We start from the raw sequence: 18,778 nt of genomic DNA, 5'->3' as shown, positions 1-18,778 counted from the left end.
AGTGAATTTATGTGAATTTTATGTGAATTTCAAGACAATAACATAAATATTTTAAAGGTTGTTTTTGGTTGTAATTTTACTGATTCTCTTAAATATCTTATTCTATTTTACAATTCCTTATGGGTATTATAATTTGCTTGGGTTAAATATTTTGTTTTTCAAAGGAGCTTATTGGCAAATTTTAAGTTCAATGTTTATGCATGGAAATTTAACTCATCTCATCCTTAATATGATAGTTTTATTTCAATTTGGTCGTATTTTAGAGTCTTATTTAGGTGCTTTGCGTTTCTTTTTATTGTATATAATTGGCGGATTGATGTGTTCGCTTTTGAGTGCTTTTTATGTATATTTTTCTTTTTATTATTTTGGTGGGATGATAAATCTTGTAGGAGCAAGTGGAGCAATTTGTGTTTTGATGGGGTATTATGCTTTTCTTGATAAAAGTAGTACAAAGGGTCTTATAGTCGCTATTTTACTAATGAGTTTTGCTCCATTGCTTATGGGTGTAAATGTCGCATGGTATGGGCATATTTTTGGTTTTATTTGTGGATATTTTTTAGGGAAGTTAAGGAGAAAAATTTGAAAAAAATATATATATTAAGACATGCAAAGGCTGTTAAGGATGAGGAAGTGCAAGATTTTGATAGGAAGTTAAATAAAAGAGGTAAAGAAGACTTAGAAAAGCTTTTTTATAATTTAAAAACCCATGAGATAAAATTTGATTTTATACTTTCAAGTCCATCTAAACGCACTGCTAAGACAGCTAAAAAAATAGCCGAATTTTATAATTTTGACAAGGAAAAAATTCAATTTATAGATGAGCTTTATCTTGCTAATTTGTCTAAAATATATCAAATTTTACAAACTATCGATAAAAAATATAATGAAGTTTTATTAGTAGGGCATAATCCTACTTTAATGGAACTTGGAGAATTTTTAGGCTCTTTATGTTTGACTTCTTTTCCTACTTCATCTATGCTTTGCTTAGAATTTGACATAGAAGACTTTAAGGATTTAAAAGCGCATAGCGGAAAAGTGATATTTTTTGAACATGTGAGAAAATTAAAAGAGGAAAAGGAGTTGGATTAATTACTTCCAACCCTCGATATAGTTTTTGAGTTTTCTACCCACTTTTGGATGTTTGAGTTTTTTAATTGCAGAGCTTTCTATTTGTCTTACTCTTTCGCGTGTAACATTTAATTCTTTACCTATTTCTTCTAAAGTTCTATCGCTTTCATCGTCCATTAGACCAAAACGCATACGAATAACTGCTTTTTCTCTATCGTTTAGTTGATCAAGAACTTCATCAATTTGCTCTTTTAAATCATCTTTTAAAATGTGATCCATAGGCGAGAGTGAATTTCTATCTTCTACAAAATCCCCAAATTTGCCATCATCTTCACTACCAATAGGCGCCTCAAGTGAAATAGGCTCTTTTGTGATTTTAATCACTTGCTTAACCTTATCCACACTAAGTCCTACTTCTTTGGCTATAACACTTACATCAGGCTCTTTTCCGTCTTTTTGCAAATGCTCGCGTATAATTTTATTGATTTGATTGATGGTTTCTATCATATGAATAGGTATTCTTATAGTTCTAGCTTGGTCTGCGATCGCTCTTGAAATAGCTTGTCTTATCCACCAAGTTGCATAGGTTGAAAATTTATATCCTCTTTTGTACTCAAATTTATCCACTGCTTTCATAAGACCTATATTGCCTTCTTGGATAAGATCTAAAAAAGGTAAACCACGGTTTGTATAACGCTTAGCAATACTTACAACAAGACGCAAATTTGATTTAGCCATTCTAGTTTTAGCTTCATCAGAAATTTTTTTACCTCGTTTGATTTGCTCTAAAATTTCTTTCAAGCGCTCTTTTTCTAAGTCAAAGCTTTTCTCGCTCGCTTCTTTAGTTTGAAAAAGTTTTTTTATCTCCATGTAAGTGCTTACCATAGTCGTTTCAAGCGCTCTTTCGGTAATTTCTTCCTTGCTTAATTTTGTAATATCTTTTAAGATATTAGCATGACGATTTTTTAATTCTTCAGAAAACATTGGCAAACGGTATTCTAGGCGTTTTAATTCTTTATCGAATTCTTCATCGCTTTTTAAGGCAGTTTCCATTGATTTTACAATTTCACTGATGAGTTTAGAAGTTGGACCTAGATCCATCAGCTTTTCTTTTAGAATATTTTTCTTAAAAGCAATTCCAAGTTTGTCTAAAATTTCATCTCCACTTTCTTTATCTTTAGAAACTTTTAGCCAATCTTTTTTTGCCTTCTCTAAAGCTTTAAATTTTTCTATGACTTTTAAAGTTCTTTCATCTTCTTTTTTGCTTGTTTTTTTAGGAGTTTCTTCTTCATTTTCTAATTCTTCATCGTTTTCTTCATCCTCGTCCTCTAGTTCATCAAGCTTATCATCATTTTTTTCTTCATCATCAAAGCTTTTGAAAAGTTCTTTTACTCTTCTTTCTCTATTGATCAGTGGTTCACGATAATCTAAAATAAAGTCAATCAAATAAGGCACGGAACAAAAAGCATCTATGATAATATCTTCACCAAGTTCAATTTTTTTGGAAATTTCGATTTCTTCATCTTTATTTAAAAGTGCAATTTGCCCCATTTCCCTTAGATACATACGCACAGGAGAATCCGATCTGCTCCATTCTAGCAAATCATTTTCATTGGCTAAATCAAATTCATTCTCAAGACTAGTATCTTGCAATTTTTGTTTTTCTTCTTGCAATCTTTTTGCATCTTCTATATTTTTCATTTGTGCAATTTCAGCAGCCGAAAATAACTGTACTTTATACTTTTTCATTAAAGTTTGGACTTTTTTGGCAGTGGCTGAATTAGGTTGCTTGCTGAAGTATTTTACTAATTTTTCGTAAGTGATATAATCTTTTTCGTTTTCTTTAAAGAGCTCTTCAAGTTCCATATCTTGGGTTTTGGCATTCATTGAACTTCCTTAACTTTTATATAAGCCTTGAATTTTATCTAAATTTTGCTTAATATTTGTATAAAATTTAGTTCTTATTGTTTAAATATTTTTTCAAATTTTTCCAAAGCCCTGTTAAAATTATAATTTTTTCTTTTTAAGATATAAAAATTACGCCAAAGATTAATATTTTTTAATTTTACCTCATATAAAATTGAATTTTTTAATTCTTTTTCTATACTTTTTTTAGAAAAAATAGAAATAGCATTTTTTTGGATAACGAGTTCTTTAATAGCAGACATTCTATCGAGCTCTAAAAAGAATTTAAGTTTTTTGGAAACATCGCCTATTTCGTTTAGAAATTTATCTCTAAGCCCTGAGCCTGTTTCACGCAAAATCCATTTTTGTTTAAGTAATTCATCGATATAAAATTCTTTTTGGCTTAAATTTTTATTACTACTAGCAACTACAAGTTCATCTTTTTGCCAAAATTCCATTTTTAACCCTTCGTGATCGATTAAAGTAGGATTAAGTTCTGCTTCAACAATGGCAAATTCTATATCTCCATTTTTTAATAAATTTAAACATTCTTTTGAATTTTGAGTTTGAAAATGTATTTTAACATTGCTAAATTTAGATTTAAAATCAAATAAAATAGGAGCAAGAAAGTGTTCAGCTATGCTTTGAGTAGCAGCGATCTTGATTTCTCCTAAGAGGGTATTTTCATCATTAAGTTCTTCTAAGCTTTTGTAATAATCTTGCACAAGTTTTAGCCAAATTTTACCCAAATATAAAGCTTTTGGAGTAGGTAAAAGCTTTTTTCCTAGTCTTTCAAACAATGCTCCGCCTAAGTCCTGCTCTAAATTTTTAATAATGATGGAAACATTAGGTTGTGTGATGGAAAAATTATTGGCGGTATTTGTAGGACTTTGAGTATTTAAAAGATCTAAAAAAATTTCCATATCTTTGATTTTCATTGAAGTTCTTTCTATCTTTTTTGATTAAAAAAATTTATTATAAAAATTAAAATAATATATTTTTATTATAATATAAAAATGACTATAATGGCAAGAAAATATTTAATTGTAATTTTATAATTGCAAATTAAAGGAGAAAACATATGATAAAAAAAATAGAGCATTATAAAAATATACTGATTTCAAATTTTAAAGGTTTGATTTTTACAGCCTCTATAGTGTTTTTTGCAATGTATCTTTCAAGTGTTCAAAGTATTAAAGATACAACCCATTTAGCAGCAGCTGCTTTTGCTATTATTATAGGAGCATTGCTTTCACCTTGGTTTTTTAAATGCCAACATCATTTACAAGCAGGGGTGCACTTTAGTGCTAAAAAACTTTTAAGATTGGGTATTATCTTATATGGTTTTAATATTACTCTAACCGAACTTTTAAGTGTGGGATTAAAAGGTTTTATACTTTCTATGATAGTTATATTTTTTATTTTTATTTTAGCTTTGATTGTGGGTGTAAAGGTTTTTAAACTAGATAAAGAAACTTCCATGCTAGTAGGTGCTGGAAGTGCTATTTGTGGAGCAGCAGCTGTTTTAGCCTTAGAATCAAGCTTAAAAAGTGATCCCTTTAAAGGAATTCTAGCCGTTGGTACAGTGGTGATTTTCGGGCTTGTTTTTATGTTTTTATATCCCATAGCTTTTTCTTTAGATCTTTTTCCTTATTTTAATCAACATGCTATGGGTATATTTATGGGTGCAACTTTACATGAAGTAGCCAATGTTGCAGGAGCTGCTGAAATGGCGAAAGATATGGCAAATTTTGATCAAAGTGCTTCAAATATTGCCATTATTATAAAGATGATGAGAGTGATTTTGCTTGTGCCATTTTTATTGATTATAACTTATTTTTTTGCTAAAAATCAGCATTCAAGTAAGGAAAAAACAGCAAAAAATATAAGCATTCCTTATTTTGCATTTATTTTTTTAGGAGTGATTGTTATAAATACTTATTTAGCAAGTAGGGAAAATTTTCTTGGAATTTCTACAAGTGATATTATATCTTTTGGAAAATTACTTTGCACTCTTTGTATTGTTTTTGCTATGGCTGCTTTAGGACTTCAAATCGACTTTAAAAAATTCTTAAAAAGTGGCTCAAGAGTTTTTGGTTTAGCTTTTGTTTTGGGATTGGTTTTGGTTTTTGGAGGATATTTTCTGACCCTATTTTTTCGAGGTATACTTTGGTAATAAAAATTACTATTTAGAAAAAATTATTTTTTTATAAAAATATGCTATAATTCTCACGCAAATCAAAATTTTATTAAAAAAGGATAAAAAAATGAAAAAAATGTTTTATGGCATCGCAGCCTCTTTGATACTTGCAACAAGTTTGAGTGCTGTTTCTTTCAATCAAGATAGCTTGAAAGTTAGTTTTGAAGGATATAAGACCGAACATATGGTAGGAGTGGGTGGAGAATTTAAAGATGTTAAATATAAATTTTCTAAAAATACTAGTACTTTGGCAAGCTATTTAAAAGGTGCTAGAGCAGTGGTAAATCCAAGCAGCGTTTTTATGGGTGAGGGCAATGAAATCATTACAGATAATCTTGCTAAAGTATTTTTCCCTAGTTTGCTTGGAAATTCAGATATTAAAGTGGTTTTTAAAGATGTAGTTACAGGTGAGAATAAAGGCGTGATCTCAGCTAGAGTAACTATAGATAAAAAGAGCACGCTTGTGCCTTTAAGCTATACTATAGAAAACAATAAATTTGTAGCCAAAGGACAGCTTGATTTACATGCTTTTAAAAATAGCTCTCAAGCTCTAAAAGCTTTGAGTGATGTTGCACCAGGACATGGCGGAATTTCATGGCCTTTAGTAGATATCGTTTTTAGCGCTGATGTAGTACAATAATTACAAAGTGGTATTCATACCACTTTGAGTATTTTTTAAAACGCAATACCTTCTTAAGCCATTTTCAAAAATATCATAATCTTTCAACCCTTCTACTTCATCAAAAATTTCACTTCCTTTCCAAAGTATAAAAATTGTTTTTTGATCACTTATATTTAAACAAAGTTTTATTAAGGGTTTTACATCCATAAGAGCTCTTGAAGTGATAATATCGGCTTTAAATGAGCTTTTATAATTTTCAACTTTTTCTTTGTATACGGTTAAATTTGTTAAGTTACATTCTATTTTGATACTTCTTAAAAATGCAGCTTTTTTTGGATTGGGTTCAAAAAGATGAAAATTGCTTGGTAAAATAAAGGCTAAAAAAATAGCAGGAAAGCCAGCACCGCTACCGATATCGACTATATTTTTTGCCTTTGAAAAATCAAAATATTTAAGAATTTCAATGCTATCTAAAATATTTTCATCTATATTTTTTAATTGAGTGAGATTATGAATGCGGTTAAATTTATTTAGAATTTCTTTATAGATTTTAAGCTTAGCCCTAAAATCTTCTTCATTAAAATCAGATAAAATTAAATTTAAAAAATCCAAATTCAAAGTAAATGCCCCATTTGATTTTGTTTTACCTCTAAATAATTTGCATTGAAGCGGTTAGGATTTATAAGTATAGGAACGCGCGCCATGATTTTATCTTGTATAGAGTGAATTTTTTGTGGATTGTTAGTAAGTAAATTAACCTTAGAAATTTTATAATGTTTTAGTATAAATTCTACTATTTCATAAGTTCTCTCATCAGCCTTAAAGCCTAGTTGGTGATTAGCTTTTATGGTATCAAAACCCTTATCTTGCAAAGCATAAGCATTGACTTTATTAAAAAGTCCAATTCCACGTCCTTCTTGCCTTAGGTAAATCACCATTCCACCATGTTTTTCTATATATTTTAATGAAAATTCAAGTTGTTCTCCGCAATCGCATTTTAAGCTTCCTAAGGCATCCCCTGTTAAACATTCTGAATGAATTCTTAAATTTAGGATATCTTGTGGAGTGTTTTTAAATATACATAAATGTTCTTTTTCTCCTTCTTTGAAGCTTTGAATTTGAAAACTACCCCATTTGCTAGGTAGATTTGCAATTTCTGAAATTTTTATATCCATTTACTACTCTTTATAATCAAAATTATGATAACATTGTAGCAAAAAAAAGGACAAAAAATGTTTAAAAGATTCCGCAGACTTAGACTTAATGAGAGTTTAAGGGTTATGGTAAGAGAACACACTCTTAGTATTAATGATTTTATTTATCCTCTTTTTGTTGTAAATGGTAAAGGAATTAAAAAAGAAATTTCATCTATGCCTGATGTATTTCAAATGAGTTTAGATGAAATTTTAAAAGAATGTAAAATCATAAGCGAGCTGGGTATAAAAGCGATTATTCTTTTTGGTGTTCTTGAAAATGATAAAAAAGATAGCTGCGGAAGTGATGCGATGGACGATGAGGGACTTATTGCAAGAAGTATAAGAGAGATAAAAAAAGAATTTCCAAATCTTTTTGTTATCAGCGATCTTTGCTTTTGTGAATATACTGATCATGGGCATTGTGGGATAATTGATCCTAAAACCAAAAGTGTAGATAATGACGCAACTTTAGAAATTTCAGCCAAGCAAGCCTTAGTCCATGCAAGAGCGGGGGTTGATATGATAGCACCTAGCGGGATGATGGATGGTATTATAGAAACTTTACGCAAAGCCTTAGATGAGGAAGGTTTTGAAAATTTGCCTATAATGGCATATTCTACTAAATTTGCTTCAAGTTATTATGGGCCGTTTCGTGATGTAGCGGATTCAACGCCAAGTTATGGAGATAGAAAAAGCTATCAAATGGATTTTGCAAATGGAAAAGAAGCCTTAGAAGAAAGCTTGGAAGATGAAGCACAAGGAGCGGATATTTTAATGGTAAAACCCGCTTTAGCTTATCTTGATGTAGTGAAAGAAATTTCACTTCATTCTAATTTGCCTTTGTGTGTTTATAATGTAAGTGGTGAGTATGCCATGCTAAAAGCAGCGGGTCGTGCAGGAGTGATTAATTATGAAAAAGTTTTATATGAGACAATGATAGCTTTTAAAAGAGCGGGTGCAAAGCTAATTATCACTTATCACGCTAAAGAATTAGCTAAAATGTTAAAAGGAGAAAAATGAGACATTTTTTAACACTAAGAGACTTTTCTAAATATGAAATTTTAAGTCTTGTAGAGCATGCAAGCGAGCTTAAAAAAAATCCCAAAAAGCTTTTGCAAGATAAAACTTTAGCAATGATTTTTGAAAAAAACTCCACAAGAACTAGAATGGCTTTTGAGCTTGCTATCACAGAGCTTGGTGGAAAGGCTTTATTTTTAAGCAGTAATGATTTGCAATTAAGCCGAGGTGAGTCTATAAAAGACACAGCTAGAGTTATTGGGGCGATGGTTGATTTTGTAATGATGAGGGTAAACAAGCATGAAAGTTTAGTAGAATTTGCAAAATATTCTAAAGCACCAGTTATCAATGCTCTAAGCGAGCTTTATCATCCAACGCAAGTTTTAGGGGATTTACTCACTATAAAAGAATGTGGCAAAATGAAAGATGATATAGCTAAGGTAGCCTTTGTGGGCGATAGCAATAATATGTGTAATTCTTGGCTTATTGCAGCTGCGATTTTGGGATTTGATTTTAGTGTTGCATTGCCAAAAAATTATGAAATCAATAGTGAAATTTTAGAATTTGCCAAAGAAAAAGCAAAAATTTCGGGAGCAAAAATCTTTTTGACTCATGATAAATTTGAGGCCATAAAAGGTAAAGATGTAGTCATTACCGATACTTGGGTTTCTATGGGCGAAGAGAGTGAAAAAGAAAAGAAAATTAAAGATTTTGACGGCTTTATTATTGATGAAGAGGCTATGAATGCGGCAAATCAAGATGCGATTTTATTGCACTGCTTACCTGCTTATAGGGGTTATGAAGTAAGCGAAGAGAGCTTTGAAAAGCATTCAAAAGTGATTTTTGAAGAAGCAAAAAATCGCCTTTATGTGGTAAAAGCCTTGCTTTGCTTTTTAAATAAGGAAAAATAAGATTTTATATAATTTCATAAGTTGGAGAAGATAGGATAAGGAGTTTTTAGTGAAAGAACTTGAAAAATATAGCAATTACTTAAAACGCATTGATGAATTTAGCCAAAATTTAGGCATGAAAAAAGAGGATAGAGCTATATTTGAAATGAAGCAAAGTGAGAATGAAAACGAAAAATGCTTGATACTTAAAAATGGTAGTTTTGATTCTCCTGAACCTTGGTTTATAATGGATGAAAATGATCAAATTCATACACTTATTTCTTTAAATAGTCTTAAAAATATTTTAGAAAATTTAAAACAAACTCAAAAAGAGAATTTTGAACTTCGCCTTGAAAAAGCGATTTATCAGCAAATTCCTATTGATTTTAGTGATGTGTGGATAGTGGCAATGGATGAGATAAAACGCAAGGCGCAAGAGGGTGTTATGGAGATCAGTATTGATCTTGAAAAATTGCTTGCAGATATTAAAAAAGAACATCCAAATTTATTTGTAGATATGCAAGCTATGGTAGAAAGGGTAAAAAATAATGAGAGATTATAAGGCTTTTGTGAAATATTCTAAGGCAGGACCGCGTTATACTTCTTATCCTACTGCAGTGGAATTTAACACAAATTTCAAATATGAAGAATATATAGAAATTTTAAAAAAGCAAAACAAAGCTTTATCGCTTTATTTTCATTTGCCTTTTTGCAGAAGTGCTTGTTATTTCTGTGGCTGTAATGTTATTTATACCGCCAAAGAAGAAAGTAAGGAGAGATATTTAAAATATCTTTTTCAAGAACTTGATATTTTAAGCACTATTATAGATACTAAAAGAGAAGTGGTGCAAATGCACTTTGGTGGTGGGACGCCTACTTTTTTTAGTGCTAAACAGCTAGAAAGTTTAATTTTAAAAATTAAATCTGTTTTTGGAAATTTTACCAAAGATGCTGAAATTAGCTGTGAAATTGATCCGCGTTTTTTAAATGAAGAGCAAGCTGATGTTTTAACCAAAAATGGTTTTAATCGCATCAGTTTTGGCGTGCAAGATTTTGATGAAAGAGTGCAAAAAGAAATTCATAGAATTCAACCCTTTGAGCTAACGCAAAATGCTTTAAAATTGGTAAGAGATAGGGGGATAAAATCTGTCAATATGGATTTGATTTATGGTTTGCCTTTTCAAAGTTTGCAAAGCTTTGCTAAAACCTTGGAAAAAGCTATGCTTTTAAATCCGGATCGTTTGGCTATTTTTAATTACGCTCATGTACCTTGGCTTAAGAAAAATATGAGAAAATTTGATGAAAATACTTTGCCAAGCCCTGATGTTAAGCTTGAAATTTTGGAATTTTGTGAGAAATTTTTGACTCAAAATGGTTATAAAATGATAGGTATGGATCATTTTGCCAAAGAAGAAGACGAGCTTTTTAAAGCTTTGGAAAATGGGACTTTACATAGGAATTTCCAAGGCTATACTACTAAGGACGGCGCAGATTTGATCGGTATAGGACTTACTAGTATAGGAGAAGGACAAAGTCATTATGCACAAAATTTTAAAGATATGCCAAGCTATGAAGCTGCGATTAGCGAGGGAAGATTGCCTTTTGAAAGAGGGATTAAGCTAAGCTATGATGATGAGCTTAGAAAAGCTGTGATTATGGATTTGATGGCAAATTTTAGACTAGATATTAAAGCTATAGAGAAAGAATTTAAAATCAATTTTAAAGAGTATTTTAAAGAAGATTTAAAAGCTTTGGAGGAATATAAAGAATTTATTGATTTGAGTGAAAATTTTATTTTAGTAAATGAAACAGGCGTTTTGTTGATACGAAATATAGCTATGTGTTTTGATGCTTATATGAAAAATATAAGTGAAGATAAAAAAGTCTTTTCTAAAACGGTTTGATGGGATGGTGATGAATTTTAGTCAAATAAGTGATGCTTGCGTTAAATGTGGAAAATGTATTCCGGTTTGTACTATTCATGAAGTAAATCGCGATGAAACTACAAGCCCTAGGGGTTTTTTAGATCTTTTAGCAGCTTATAAGGAAGAAAAATTAGAGCTAGATAAAGAGGCTAAAAAGATTTTTGAATCCTGTTTTTTGTGTACAAATTGCGTCGAGGTTTGTCCGAGTAAATTAAGAGTAGATAATGTCATCGAAGAAGTGCGCTATGATATAGCTAAAAAATTTGGTATAGCATGGTATAAAAAAATTATCTTTTTTTTCTTAAGAAGGCGTAAAATTTTAGATTTGGTCGCGAAATTAGGCTATGTGTTTCAAAGCTGTGCTTTTAAAATTCAAAGTCAGGATCAAAATGTAGGTATGAAGGCTAAATTTTCCATGCCTTTTGTTAAAAAAGGAAGATTGCTTACGAGTTTTAATAAAAAAAGTTTTTTAAATTCAAACCCTGATTTTATCGACAATGGAGGAGAAAAAACTGTAGGTTTTTTTGTGGGTTGTTTGGCAAATTATTTTTACATAGACACAGCTAATGCTGTACTTAAAATCGCCAAAGAAGTAAAAATCAATGTGGATTTAATGAAAGAGCAAGTTTGTTGTGGTGCACCGCAATTTTTTACAGGTGATTTTAAAAGTGTTGAAATTTTGGCTAAGAAAAATATAGAATATTTTGAAAAAAAATTAGAAAAGCTTGATGCTATTATCATTCCTGAGGCAACTTGCTCGGCAATGTTGAAAATAGATTTAGAACATTTTTTTAATATGCAAAATGAGCCAGAGTGGGCCAAAAGAGCTCAAAAGATTTCCTCTCGCATCTATATGGCTAGTGAGTATTTTTATAAATTTACAAATTTAAAAGAGCTTTTAGAAAGTAAGAAAAAGCTTAATTATAGCATTACTTATCATGATCCTTGTCATGCGAGAAAGATGCAAGGGGTTTTTAAAGAGCCTAGAGAGCTTTTAAAAGCAAATTATCATTTTGTTGAAATGAGTAATCCTAATGCATGCTGTGGTTTTGGTGGGGTAAGTATGCAAACGGATTATTATGATAGGGCTTTGAGCGTAGGACTTAAAAAAGCAAGTATGATTGATGAAAGCAAAGCTTGTGTAGTTAGTGCCGAATGTTCGGCATGTAGAATGCAAATTTCAAATGCTTTGGAGCAAAATTCTAGTAAAGCAATTTTTGCAAGTCCTTTGGAACTTATAGCGAAAGCCTTATAGATGAAAATAACTTTTCAAGGTAAAAGTGATGAATATGAGATAGAAAAATCATATTTTTACAATAGGGCATTTATAGTTAAGGATAAAATTCCCAATAGAGATAAGATCGACTTTATAACTGATAGTGTAAGGCTTTTGGAATTTAGTGATCATAGCTTTGAATTTGATGAAATTTTAAAATGCTTGTATGATGAAAATGAAGAAAATACCATCATAGTAGAGGAAATTTTTATAACAAGTCAAATAAAACAAGATGAAGAGCCACGCAATCCACCTTTAGAAATAAAGATTGATGAAGCTCCTAAAAATAATACAAGATTTACTCCTTTTAATACTTTTTCAAGAATCTTTAACAAGGATTGCTTTATTTTTACATCCGATAATTGTGAGCAAAAAGAAAGTGTGAAGGTAGAAAAAAATCAAAAATTGAATATTTTTGAATCATTGAAAATTGAAGATTTAGATGCTAGTTTTGTAAAGATTGAAATTTTAGATTATGATGCTAGTAATGACAGTGTGAATTTTGACCTTGATGCCTTTCCTAGCGGAGCAAGTTATAAGTATGGAATTTCTCAAAACACCATGTATATAATTTTACAAGGAAAAATGCCAAGCCTTTTACTTCTTGATTTTTTAAAAAGTTTTGTTTATAAAAACAAAAAAGAGCTAGCTTGTGAGAAAACATTTGTTTTAATGTTAAATCACAAGTTAGTTTATGAGCTTAAGGCTTTTTTTACTTGAAATTATTTGTTGATACTTTCAATATCAGAGCGATTTTTTTCAATCAAAGAGCGATTGTTTTGAGTAGTGTTTTTAAGTTCATTCACTTCTTCTTTTATATTTTGTATGCTTTGATTTAAAAGCTCAAGTTTTTTCTCATAGCGCATGATGAGCATAAATACAATAAATAAAAATATAATAATTAAAAATACAAAAAAATACTGCACTTGTTCTCCTTTATTCTCACCTATAATACTATAAATAATTTTCTTAAAAAGAGATGATTTTAGGTATTAATTTTTAATTTCATAAAATTAAACAAAATAAAACAAATATTTTTTAAAATTATATCTATATTGAAACAATATTTTTAAAATTGATTATTAAATAAGAGGGTATGGCGAGAGATAAATTGTGTTTGGAAATTAATCTAAAATTTCAAGCACAATTTCTTCTTTTAAACCCTTGTTTTGAATTTCTTTAAGACTTAAATTAGATGGAAGATGATTTAAAATCTCAGCATTGTTTTTAGCTTTAATCCTTGCGCAAAGAGCAAGTAAAATCCCCCTATAAGCTTTAGCAAAATGGCTAACTACCTTACCCTTTTTTATAAATTTATAAGTACTAAATTTACGCTTTGGGGTGTAAAATTTATCATAAAAACCCGCTCTTAAATCAAGCAGTTCTTCATTTTTTAAATATTCATCTAAAGCTTTACTAAAATGTTCTTTGTAAAATTTTTCTAAAGCAAAATTATTTATTTTCGCGCCTTGTTTGAATTTATAAAAAGGCAAATGATCGCTTGCTTTAACTACCCCGAAAAGATTTGAAAAAATAAGAGTGTTTTCAAGGATGTATTTTTGACTTTCTTTATCTAAAATATCAAAATTTAAATACTCATAACTCACCCCGCTATAAAGCGTTATAGCTTGTTGGGTAGGAGAATTTTTTAAATCTCTTTGAAAATTAGAAATTTCATTTTCATTTTTTATACCAAAAAGTTCTTGCAAGGCTTTCAAATCAGCGTTATTGATATATTCTTCATATTTTTTTACAGCTTGCATTCTAAAATCAAATAAATTTTCAAATATAAAAGAGCTTTTATCTATAGGTTTTTCTTTGCAAGTATCGTTTTTGCTTTCGCTAGGAGAGAATAAAATTTTCAATTTTGTCCTTTTTAAATCTTTAAAATTAAAGACTAAAAAGTATCGAAAAATATATAAAACTAGGCTTAAAAAAGGTAAAAGAGTATATGGAGATTTCTCTCCATATTACTTAAAAGCCTGTTGCACCTCCAAGCATTATAGGTATCATCATAAAGCCAAAAAGTATTCTAAGTGTTTCTGTAAAGTCTTGATTGTTAACAGTTAGCTTTTCTACTGCGTTAATACCTTCTTTAGGATAATCACTTAATGCAATAGGTTTAAATTTAGCTTCTAAATCAAGTTTATAGACTTCATCTTTTGTGATTTCATTTAGAGCCAACAAAGCTTTATCTATAAGCAAGGTTTGTTCTTCATTTTGACTTTGAATTTTAAGAGCTTCTAGGCCACCTTTAGCGATTGTTATATAATTTTCAAAAACACCCTGGGTATCTAAAGAAGAGTTAATTTTAAAATTATTTAAGATAACGCTTTCTTGTATAGGTTGAGCAAATCCTTGCTGATCTAGAAGTTCTTCTACGGCTTTTTCATCTATTACATAGGTTTGTGTATTGTATTTAATTCCTGCTTTTTCGAAGAAATCAAGCAAGCTTTGTTTGTAGTCAAAATTTAAATTCATATCGAAATTTAAGTCTTGATTGTTTATTTTCATGTTGAAATTGTTATTATAATCGCTATTTTTTACAAAAAGTGAATTTTCAAATGAAAGTGTAAAGACACCCGAACTAAGTTTAGCGAGATAATCTTGAATCTTTGGATCGCTTTGAGATAAGCTTGCATTGATATCGCTGATTACTTTTTCTCCAAGTTTAAATCCTTCTAGGGTAAAACTTGTTTTTAAATTTTTATTTTTACTCAATAGATTATCGTAATAATCTTTTAAAGAGATTAAGCCTTGCTCCTCTCCTGTGTAAATTTCATTAGAATAAATTTCTAAATTTTTTGCTTCGATGAGTTTTTGCTCTGTTTGGGTATTGTCTTTTGCAAAAACATTAAAATTAGGGCTTGAACATCTAAGAAACATTCCATCGCCTTTACAAGAAAAATTAGAAATTTCTATTCTTACACCCATGTCTTGTTGAAAATCCTTAAGGGTTTCATTTATTTGAGTGTTAAGACGCTCCTCATATTTTGCAACTGTTGTTTTATCAAGCGAGTTGCTGCACGCTGAAAAGAAAAATATAGCACCTAGGGTTAGAGCAATACTTTTTTTCATAAAATCTTCTCCTTAATATAGTTTTATAAATTATAACAATCTTATACTTAAATTTTTATGCTTTGATATTGATATTACTTTTTTACACAAGAAGAAATAATTTTATCTTAAAAAATTGAAATATACTTTTTTTTAAAGTATAATGCTTTTGCATTTTTTGCAAAATAAATTAGGGTTTATACCAAGAAAGGAAAAGTATGAAAAAAATGCTCTTAAGTATTTTTACAACCTTTGTTGCAGTATTTTTGGCTGCTTGTGGAGGAAATTCAGATTCTGGTGCTTCAAATTCTCTTGAAAGAATCAAGCAAGATGGAGTAGTAAGAATAGGAGTTTTTGGAGATAAACCGCCTTTTGGTTATGTAGATGAAAAAGGCATAAATCAAGGTTATGATATAGTCTTGGCGAAACGTATAGCAAAAGAACTCTTAGGAGATGAAAATAAGGTGCAGTTTGTATTAGTTGAAGCTGCAAATAGGGTGGAATTTTTAAAATCAAATAAAGTTGATATTATTTTAGCTAATTTTACTCAAACACCTGAAAGAGCAGAGCAAGTGGATTTTTGCTTACCTTATATGAAGGTAGCTTTAGGTGTGGCTGTGCCTCAAGATAGCAATATCAGTAGCATAGAAGATTTAAAAGATAAAACTTTACTTTTAAACAAAGGAACTACTGCTGATGCGTATTTTACAAAAGAATATCCTGATATTAAAACATTAAAATACGATCAAAATACCGAAACTTTTGCCGCTTTAATAGATCAAAGAGGTGATGCTTTAAGTCATGACAATACTTTGCTTTTTGCGTGGGTAAAAGAACATCCTGAATTTAAAATGGCCATTAAAGAATTGGGCAATAAAGATGTAATTGCTCCTGCTGTTAAAAAAGGTGATAAAGAGCTTAAAGAATTTATTGATAATCTAATCACAAAATTAGGAGAAGAACAATTCTTCCATAAAGCTTATGATGAAACTTTAAAAAGTCATTTTGGAGATGATGTAAAAGCCGATGATGTAGTTATTGAAGGCGGTAAAATTTAACAAAAAAAGGGCTTTTGCCCTTTAGTTGATTTAGGATAAAATATGCAAAAAAAATACAAAAATATAATTTATGCTTCTTTGGGCGGAATTTTAGAATTTTATGATTTTGTGCTCTTTGCCTTTTTTTTGGATATTTTTGCTAAGGTTTTCTTTCCTCAAAATGATACTTTTTGGATGCAAATAAATGCTTATATAGCCTTTGGTGCTGCTTATTTGGCGCGTCCTTTTGGATCTATTGTTATGGCGCATTTTGGCGATAAATACGGGCGTAAAAATATTTTTTACATATCTATGCTTTTTATGGTTTTGCCTAGTTTTGCTTTGGTGTTTTTGCCAAGCTATGAGAGTATAGGTATACTTGCTACATTGATTTTATTTTTAATTCGCATTTTACAAGGCTTAGCTGTAGGGACAGAAGTAAGTGGAGCTTGGGTATATGTAAGTGAATTTGTTAAAGGGCGTCAAGTTCCTTTAGCTTTAGGTTTTATTTCAGCAACTTTGACTATAGGTTTATTGCTAGGAAATCTTGCCACTTTAGGGATAAGATCTTATTTTAGCGCGCAAGAGGTTGAAGAGTATGCTTGGAGAATTCCTTTTATTGTAGGAGGATTTTTTGGATTTTTTGCCTTATTTTTAAGAACAAAACTTAGCGAAACTCCTGAATTTGAAAGAATAAAAAAAGAAAATAGACTTTTAAATTTTCCTTTAAAGGACGCACTTAAAACTTATAAAACAAGCATGTTAGTATGCTTTTTAATGACCGTTGTTTTAACCAGCGGTGTAGCGACTTTGATGATACTTCCAAAATATCTTGAAGAGTTATTGTCTATAAATAAAACCTCGGCTTTATGGATACAAAATTTCGCTATTTTGGCTGTTATTTTAGGGGCATTGATTCAAGGAATTTTGGCTAGCAAGTGGGGAAGTTATAGAATTTGTTCTATTTTTAGCATAACTTTTATGTTTTTTGGCATGCTTTTTAGTTTTTATGATGCAAATTTCTTATTTTATTTTTTACTTGCTTGTTTTGCTCAAGGAATTATTACTTTTGCTCCTGTTTTTATGACTCAAATTTTCAAAAGTGAACTTAAATTCAGTGGACTTAGCTTTGCTTATAATATTTCTTATGCACTTTTAGGCTTTTTAACCCCTTTTATAGTCAATGCTTTTTATAAAGAATATATGGGTGTCTATCTTATGGTGGTAGGATGCTGCTCCTTATTTAGCGTATTTTTACTTAAGCGTATTTTTGCAAGGAGCGAGGCAAAAGAACTAAGCGTTGTCTTTTAAAACTTCAAAAACAACTCTAGATATTTTTTCTACCGAAGTGATTTCGCAGTGCTCATCAGTTGAGTGGGGATTGTGGATATTTGGCCCTATAGAAGCACATAAAAGTTCTTGTTTTTTTTCTATGATGCCGCATTCTAATCCTGCATGGATAGCCGAAACTCTAGCTTTGGGCGATACTTTTTTAAGAGCTTTTAGCACTTTATCGCTCAGTGCATTAGCTTTGCCTTCCCAAGGGGGATAAAAATTAAAACTTCTTACTTTATAGCCAAAAGCTTTAAAAAATTCCATGGTTTCAAATTCTATCTGTTTTAAACCATCTAATATATTAGATCTTGCAAAAAGTGTAAATTTGATTTGTTGATTTTCCATTTTTAAAGTGGCTAGGTTGATGCTAGTTTGCACTATGCTCAAATGTTCATCATAAGCTCTAACTCCATGTGCGAAAGCATTGATGGTATTTAAAAGCTTTTCATTTTGATCGCAAATTTCAAATTCACCTTCTTTTTTAAATTCGCATTTTATCCACCCATTGCCTTTTACTTCATTTTCAAAATGCACCAAGGCTTTAGCATGCTTAGGGATAGAATTTATCCTCTCTCCACCTTCAAAAGAGATGATTTTTCCTTTATTTTCTTTGATAAATTGAGCCATTTCCTTGATAGAACTTTTTTCATTGCGCACGATATTGATCCCTGAATGTCCCCCTTTAAAATTTTGTGCTTGAAGTTCATAAATTTTACCTCTTGCTTTAAGAGTGCTAAAGCTTAGCTCAGCTTCTATATCTACTCCACCTGCACAACCTATCATGATCTCATCATCGCTTTCATGGTCTAAATTTAAAAGCATTTTGGAACTTAAAGTGTGCTCGAGTGAATTTACTCCCATGAGTCCGACTTCCTCATCATTTGTAAAAAGGCATTCTAGATTTTCAAATTCAGCCATAGCGCTCATCATAATGGCTATTCCTATGCCATTATCCGCTCCAAGACTTGAATTTTTAGCTCTTAAAAAGCCATTTTCTTCATATACTTCTACTTTTGGAGCTTCTCCCATGCAAACCATATCATAATGACTTTGGAGGCAAATTTTAGGATTTCCTTTAATAGCGTGAATATTTCCTGCTTTATCTATGCTTACTTTAAAGCCTTTATCTTTAGCATAGGAGCTTAAAAATTCTTTCATTTGTTCTGTTTGATAGCTACAATGTGGAATCTTGCACAAATTTTTAAAATTTTCTATAACATTTTGCATTCCATCTCCTTTTTTTTGTTAAA

The 18,778-nt window shown here is 30.3% G+C and carries 20 protein-coding genes; 12 read left to right on the top strand and 8 right to left on the bottom strand.

Going from position 1 to position 18,778, the window contains the following annotated elements; genetic code table 11:
* The first annotated feature begins 64 nt into the window (after positions 1-64).
* On the top strand, positions 65-583 hold the full coding sequence (locus tag KAR67_RS02355; RefSeq protein ID WP_002778996.1) for a rhomboid family intramembrane serine protease: 519 nt from the start codon (positions 65-67) through the stop codon (positions 581-583).
* Entirely contained in the window at positions 580-1,089 is a 510-nt protein-coding gene (locus tag KAR67_RS02350) for a histidine phosphatase family protein (RefSeq protein ID WP_002781790.1), read from the top strand. The genes KAR67_RS02355 and KAR67_RS02350 overlap by 4 nt, the downstream gene beginning before the upstream one ends.
* Here KAR67_RS02350 and rpoD read toward each other — a convergent pair whose 3' ends face one another.
* Together rpoD and KAR67_RS02340 are read right to left on the bottom strand one after the other, a co-directional pair.
* Complete coding sequence (rpoD, locus tag KAR67_RS02345) at positions 1,090-2,955, bottom strand: RNA polymerase sigma factor RpoD (protein WP_002778994.1); 1,866 nt, start codon at positions 2,953-2,955, stop codon at positions 1,090-1,092. It lies immediately after the preceding gene.
* Between the two features lie 74 nt (positions 2,956-3,029).
* On the bottom strand, positions 3,030-3,911 hold the full coding sequence (locus KAR67_RS02340; RefSeq protein WP_002778993.1) for a LysR substrate-binding domain-containing protein: 882 nt from the start codon (positions 3,909-3,911) through the stop codon (positions 3,030-3,032).
* A gap of 143 nt (positions 3,912-4,054) precedes the next feature.
* Between KAR67_RS02340 and KAR67_RS02335 the strand changes: the two genes are divergently transcribed.
* Both KAR67_RS02335 and KAR67_RS02330 read left to right on the top strand, forming a co-directional pair.
* Positions 4,055-5,149, top strand: a complete 1,095-nt coding sequence (locus KAR67_RS02335) for a YeiH family protein (protein WP_002845353.1) — start codon at positions 4,055-4,057, stop codon at positions 5,147-5,149.
* 91 nt (positions 5,150-5,240) lie between these two features.
* Entirely contained in the window at positions 5,241-5,813 is a 573-nt protein-coding gene (locus tag KAR67_RS02330) for a hypothetical protein (protein ID WP_002845354.1), read from the top strand.
* Here KAR67_RS02330 and rsmG read toward each other — a convergent pair whose 3' ends face one another.
* Positions 5,814-6,413: a 16S rRNA (guanine(527)-N(7))-methyltransferase RsmG gene (rsmG, locus tag KAR67_RS02325; RefSeq protein ID WP_002781929.1), complete on the bottom strand. Its 600-nt coding sequence runs from the start codon at positions 6,411-6,413 to the stop codon at positions 5,814-5,816. It abuts the gene before it with no gap.
* Positions 6,410-6,970 (bottom strand): GTP cyclohydrolase II, encoded by a 561-nt coding sequence (gene ribA / locus KAR67_RS02320; protein ID WP_002778984.1) that lies wholly within the window; start codon positions 6,968-6,970, stop codon positions 6,410-6,412. The genes rsmG and ribA overlap by 4 nt, the downstream gene beginning before the upstream one ends.
* 57 nt (positions 6,971-7,027) lie before the next feature.
* On the opposite strand from ribA, the gene hemB reads away from it, so the two are divergent.
* The 6 genes from hemB to KAR67_RS02290 are packed head-to-tail and all read left to right on the top strand — an operon-like array spanning position 7,028 to position 12,819.
* The gene (gene hemB, locus KAR67_RS02315) at positions 7,028-8,011 is read left to right on the top strand and encodes a porphobilinogen synthase (protein ID WP_002845355.1); all 984 of its coding nucleotides are present in this window, start codon (positions 7,028-7,030) and stop codon (positions 8,009-8,011) included.
* Entirely contained in the window at positions 8,008-8,919 is a 912-nt protein-coding gene (argF, locus tag KAR67_RS02310) for an ornithine carbamoyltransferase (protein ID WP_002778981.1), read from the top strand. Before hemB ends, argF begins: the two co-directional genes overlap by 4 nt.
* Before the next feature lie 49 nt (positions 8,920-8,968).
* Positions 8,969-9,460, top strand: coding sequence for a DUF2603 domain-containing protein (locus tag KAR67_RS02305; protein ID WP_060785254.1), 492 nt, complete (start codon positions 8,969-8,971; stop codon positions 9,458-9,460).
* Entirely contained in the window at positions 9,447-10,802 is a 1,356-nt protein-coding gene (gene hemN / locus KAR67_RS02300) for an oxygen-independent coproporphyrinogen III oxidase (protein WP_002778977.1), read from the top strand. The genes KAR67_RS02305 and hemN overlap by 14 nt, the downstream gene beginning before the upstream one ends.
* 10 nt (positions 10,803-10,812) lie before the next feature.
* On the top strand, positions 10,813-12,078 hold the full coding sequence (locus tag KAR67_RS02295; protein WP_002793933.1) for a (Fe-S)-binding protein: 1,266 nt from the start codon (positions 10,813-10,815) through the stop codon (positions 12,076-12,078).
* Positions 12,079-12,819 carry a DUF5416 family protein gene (locus KAR67_RS02290; protein WP_002778973.1) on the top strand — a complete coding sequence of 247 codons (741 nt, stop codon included), beginning with the start codon at positions 12,079-12,081 and terminating at the stop codon, positions 12,817-12,819. It abuts the gene before it with no gap.
* A 2-nt stretch (positions 12,820-12,821) separates the two neighbouring features.
* Here KAR67_RS02290 and KAR67_RS02285 read toward each other — a convergent pair whose 3' ends face one another.
* The 3 genes from KAR67_RS02285 to KAR67_RS02275 form a co-directional block, all read right to left on the bottom strand.
* The gene (locus KAR67_RS02285; RefSeq protein ID WP_002778970.1) at positions 12,822-13,025 is read right to left on the bottom strand and encodes a hypothetical protein; all 204 of its coding nucleotides are present in this window, start codon (positions 13,023-13,025) and stop codon (positions 12,822-12,824) included.
* 198 nt (positions 13,026-13,223) lie between these two features.
* The gene (gene yaaA, locus KAR67_RS02280) at positions 13,224-13,964 is read right to left on the bottom strand and encodes a peroxide stress protein YaaA (protein ID WP_002778968.1); all 741 of its coding nucleotides are present in this window, start codon (positions 13,962-13,964) and stop codon (positions 13,224-13,226) included.
* 109 nt (positions 13,965-14,073) lie between these two features.
* Positions 14,074-15,177 (bottom strand): JlpA family lipoprotein adhesin, encoded by a 1,104-nt coding sequence (locus tag KAR67_RS02275; RefSeq protein WP_052780327.1) that lies wholly within the window; start codon positions 15,175-15,177, stop codon positions 14,074-14,076.
* A gap of 197 nt (positions 15,178-15,374) precedes the next feature.
* Here KAR67_RS02275 and KAR67_RS02270 point away from each other — a divergent pair, with 197 nt between their 5' ends.
* The gene (locus KAR67_RS02270) at positions 15,375-16,214 is read left to right on the top strand and encodes a cysteine ABC transporter substrate-binding protein (protein ID WP_002805643.1); all 840 of its coding nucleotides are present in this window, start codon (positions 15,375-15,377) and stop codon (positions 16,212-16,214) included.
* Positions 16,215-16,256: 42 nt separating this feature from the next.
* Positions 16,257-17,504, top strand: a complete 1,248-nt coding sequence (locus KAR67_RS02265) for an MFS transporter (protein ID WP_052780326.1) — start codon at positions 16,257-16,259, stop codon at positions 17,502-17,504.
* Here the strand turns inward: KAR67_RS02265 and KAR67_RS02260 are convergent.
* Positions 17,487-18,755 (bottom strand): M20/M25/M40 family metallo-hydrolase, encoded by a 1,269-nt coding sequence (locus KAR67_RS02260; RefSeq protein ID WP_002786613.1) that lies wholly within the window; start codon positions 18,753-18,755, stop codon positions 17,487-17,489. The genes KAR67_RS02265 and KAR67_RS02260 overlap by 18 nt on opposite strands.
* Positions 18,756-18,778: the final 23 nt, after the last annotated feature.

It is taken from the genome of Campylobacter sp. JH32 (genome assembly GCF_017846535.1).
Classification (GTDB): Bacteria; Campylobacterota; Campylobacteria; order Campylobacterales; family Campylobacteraceae; genus Campylobacter_D; species Campylobacter_D coli.
The sequence above is the reverse complement of the archived record's forward strand: the minus strand, read 5'-3'. Positions and strand labels throughout refer to the sequence as shown.